The organism is Chloroflexota bacterium (assembly GCA_035652535.1).
In the GTDB taxonomy this organism is placed as follows: Bacteria; Chloroflexota; UBA6077; order UBA6077; family SHYK01; genus DASRDP01.
This window is the reverse complement of record DASRDP010000069.1, coordinates 1-3,229: the sequence shown is the minus strand read 5'-3', so window position 1 is coordinate 3,229 and position 3,229 is coordinate 1. Positions and strand designations below refer to the sequence as shown.

6 protein-coding genes and 1 tRNA gene are annotated in these 3,229 nt (G+C 64.5%); 4 read left to right on the top strand and 3 right to left on the bottom strand.

Features of this window, described 5'->3' with window-relative positions:
- From VFC51_07710 to VFC51_07700, 3 genes are all read left to right on the top strand, one after another.
- On the top strand, positions 1-484 hold a 484-nt coding region (locus VFC51_07710; GenBank protein HZT06902.1), incomplete at its 5' end, for a MauE/DoxX family redox-associated membrane protein.
- A 357-nt stretch (positions 485-841) separates the two neighbouring features.
- The gene (locus VFC51_07705; protein HZT06901.1) at positions 842-1,066 is read left to right on the top strand and encodes a DUF2188 domain-containing protein; all 225 of its coding nucleotides are present in this window, start codon (positions 842-844) and stop codon (positions 1,064-1,066) included.
- A 385-nt stretch (positions 1,067-1,451) separates the two neighbouring features.
- Positions 1,452-1,790, top strand: coding sequence for a hypothetical protein (locus VFC51_07700; GenBank protein ID HZT06900.1), 339 nt, complete (start codon positions 1,452-1,454; stop codon positions 1,788-1,790).
- A gap of 36 nt (positions 1,791-1,826) precedes the next feature.
- Here the strand turns inward: VFC51_07700 and VFC51_07695 are convergent, their stop codons facing one another.
- A complete protein-coding gene (locus VFC51_07695) occupies positions 1,827-1,970 on the bottom strand; it encodes a hypothetical protein (protein ID HZT06899.1) in 144 nt (47 codons plus the stop codon).
- 200 nt (positions 1,971-2,170) lie between these two features.
- Here VFC51_07695 and VFC51_07690 point away from each other — a divergent pair, with 200 nt between their 5' ends.
- Positions 2,171-2,302: a hypothetical protein gene (locus tag VFC51_07690; protein ID HZT06898.1), complete on the top strand. Its 132-nt coding sequence runs from the start codon at positions 2,171-2,173 to the stop codon at positions 2,300-2,302.
- A gap of 26 nt (positions 2,303-2,328) precedes the next feature.
- On the opposite strand, the gene VFC51_07685 is transcribed toward VFC51_07690, so the two are convergent.
- Positions 2,329-2,469, bottom strand: a complete 141-nt coding sequence (locus tag VFC51_07685; GenBank protein ID HZT06897.1) for a hypothetical protein — start codon at positions 2,467-2,469, stop codon at positions 2,329-2,331.
- A 431-nt stretch (positions 2,470-2,900) separates the two neighbouring features.
- Positions 2,901-2,973: transfer RNA gene (locus tag VFC51_07680), tRNA-Trp, on the bottom strand.
- Positions 2,974-3,229: the final 256 nt, after the last annotated feature.

The following is a 3,229-nucleotide window of genomic DNA, read 5'->3' as shown; positions in this document are numbered from 1 at the left end:
CTTTCACGCGCAAGTCGAGCAGTACCGGCTGCTGCCGCATGCGCTCGAGGCGCCGTTCGCGTATTCGCTGCCGTTCGTCGAGCTGCTCGTCGGGCTCTACCTCGCGCTCGGGCTGCTGACGCGGGCGGCGGCCGCGGCCGGGTGCGTGCTGATGGTGCTGTTCCTCGTCGCCCAGGCGCAGGCGTGGGCGCGCGGCCTGACGCTCGACTGCGGGTGCTTCGGGACGCTCGCGCACGAGCGCGTCGGCCTCGGGGCGATCCTGCGCGACGTCGGGCTCGGCCTCCCGTCGCTCGTGATCCTGCTGCGGCCGGCGCGGGCGCTGTCGCTCGACGCACGCCTGTTCGCCCTCCCGGACGCGTTCCGCCTGCGGCTCCCGACGGGGAAGACAGGGGCGACAGGGCTCGAACCTGCAACCCCCGGTTTTGAAGACAAGTGCTATCGGCGGGTTCTTGGCTCAACCAAGCCGACTACGCGGCCGAGTTGATCCGGGAACAAGTGGGGCACCTAGCCGGATGGTGAGAGCGATTCGGCCCATGCAGGTTCTTGCCCCGCGACAGGTCGCGCCGCGCTCACGGGCTCGCCGGCGTTCGGTTGCCTCGAGTCGGACCGTCCGCGTGTCGCTCGGGCCGCCTGTTCGTGTCGGCCGGACCGTCCTGGTTCCCGTCACCGAGGTCGACGTCTGCACGTTATATGTCGACGGCGGCTGGCCGTGCCGCCGTGAGGCGAAGGACCGTGGCGGGCGAGGTCACTTGAGGAATCGCCGGGTCTGAGGTGGCCTGCCGGGTTTTGACCGTGGGAACCTGGGAAGGTGCGACGTTCCACGACAAACAGGGGGTCGAAGATGGCTAACGGCTTCGTCCACACCGTTTTCAAGGACGAAGAGTGGATTAACGAGATCGAGGGCGGCAAGAAATTCGGGGCCGGCTACGCGACAAAAGAAGACGCGGTTGGCGCCGGTCGTGAACGTGCGAAAAAGGATGCCACCGAGCACGTGATCCACAACCAAGATGGGAAGATCGGTGAGCGCTACTCGTACGGGGACGATCCGGCGAGCCGTCCCGGCTAACTAACCTAGAGACTGCTGGTTGCGTTCTGCGACGTGGGTTTGCCAGCGTGCGCAGTACGCGCAAGATGTCACGGTCGCTGTCGAACGACACCGTGACCGTGTAGACACCGATCGGGTCCTCCTCGAGGTGAGGCCGGAAGGTGGAGAGCGCAGCATGGAAGCCGCGCGCCGATTGGAGGCTTGACGCCTCGATCGTCAACTGCCGCACATCTCTGACTGTGCTCCTCGACAGGCGTCGGGCGATGGAACATGCGGACCAGCGGTAGCCGGGCGTCGTCGAACGGCGCCAGCTCGCAGGGTCGACCTTCGAACGCGCCTAGGTAGCGTGGATCGTTAGCGTGGATCGTTGCGGCGGAGGTGTCGGATCGGCGCTACGTTTCTGCACATGGACGCACGCGAAGAGCGACTCGCGAAGAACGAGGTCCTCTTCCGAAACGTCAACGAAAGAATCGCCGGAATGGCGATCGATCACGCGCAGGCTCTCCGGGATCGGCGCGATGTCGGATTCATCTGCGAGTGCTCGAACGTGGACTGCACGCTGCGATTGCGCATTACGCCGGCGGAGTACGAACGAGTTCGAACCGATCCCACCCAGTTTGTTGTTGGCTTGGGCCATGAGTTGCCGGAAATCGAAGAGGTCGTCTTCGTTGGCGCGGCCTACCAAGTTGTCCGCAAGCATGGAGAGGCCGCGGCGCTGGCTGAGGAAAACGATCCCCGCGGGTAGCGCCCACCGCAACGGGAACGTTCATCTCCTCTCGTGCTAGATCACGCTTTCGTCGCCAGACTCTTCCTTTTCGCGCGCCCGTTTTTCGGCTACCTGCGCTGGCGACTGCTCAGTGGGTTCGGGATCGGTTGCACGCTCCTCGTCCTCACGCTCGGGCTTTAGTGACGGGCGGTCGCTCATTTGCTGCTCTCCTCGTCGATTCCGGCTCTAGCTTCCCGCTGAGCTGCAGCTTCAAGCAGACCCGTGTCCAGCGGCGATCATCGACTGGGCAGTCCGCTTTATGTCGCGCTCAACACGCTACATCTGAGCCCGCCTGTAAAGAGAAACGCCCCGGCGGCGCCTCAAACACCCCGGGGCCGGCATAGGAGGTGCTAGCTCCCATGCAGGAGCAGGCTACAACGACCGTCGAGTGGCACAACGAGTGCCAGAACGATCTCAACGAATCCGTTTGGGAGCTCTCGGAGAGCGCGATCAGTGTCGTGCGGCCCACAACGCACGGCTTCGGCGTTTAACGCTTTCAAACGGGCTTCGCGGCAATCTACCGCCGTACCGCCCTGGCCGTCGCAACGACGGCACCGACGCCGGCCACGATGAGCAGGTCGGCGCCGTTCGGCCAGACCATCGAATCGCCCAGAGCGACGTTGACCACGAAGCGCAGCAGCGCGAATAGAAGCAGCACGGCGAAAGCTCCGGTCAGCGCGTCTAGCGTGAAACGAACGACGGCCACTCCGCACATGATGCACCGCCAGGATCGAGGCGGCCAGGCCAGCCTTCCTCGAAATGACTACAGCCGGCGACGCTTGAACACGGAGCGAACGATCCTCATCCAGCGAGCAACTTCAGCGTCCAAGGGTTTCCGCTGTTGCGGCGAAGTAGCTGTCTGCTATCTCGTCGCCGTAGTCGCGCTTTAGCGAATCCTCCGCTCGGCTCTGTTCGTCTTTTGGCGGATCGGATCGGACACACGACGAGTCTACGACGCCGGCCGCGTCCCACATGGGGCTCCGTGAGCACCTGAACGGAGCGGTCCTTATCGGTTTCAAGCGGTAACAGTAGACGGCTAAAACACCGAAAATCCCCGCTTAACGGGGGGTTTTCGGCTTAGCTGCGAGACAGGGGCGACAGGACTCGAACCTGCAACCCCCGGTTTTGGAGACCGGTGCTCTACCAATTGAGCTACGCCCCTACAGGTCGGGCGCAAGTGTAGCCCCGGGCCTGCCGTACCATCCGATTCCGTGCCCCTGGTGGTGCTGTTCTCGGTGATCACGGTCGCGTTCGCCGGGATCGCCGTGGCCAGCGCGGGCGCGGGACGCTGGATCATCGCCGCTCCGGCGGCCGCTCTGGCCCTCTGGATGGCCAGCTTTGCCTGGGCCGCCCTGAGGAGAACCCGCTCGTAGGTCGTATTCTCCCCTGGTGGCTACGGGCACGGATACGCAGTCGCT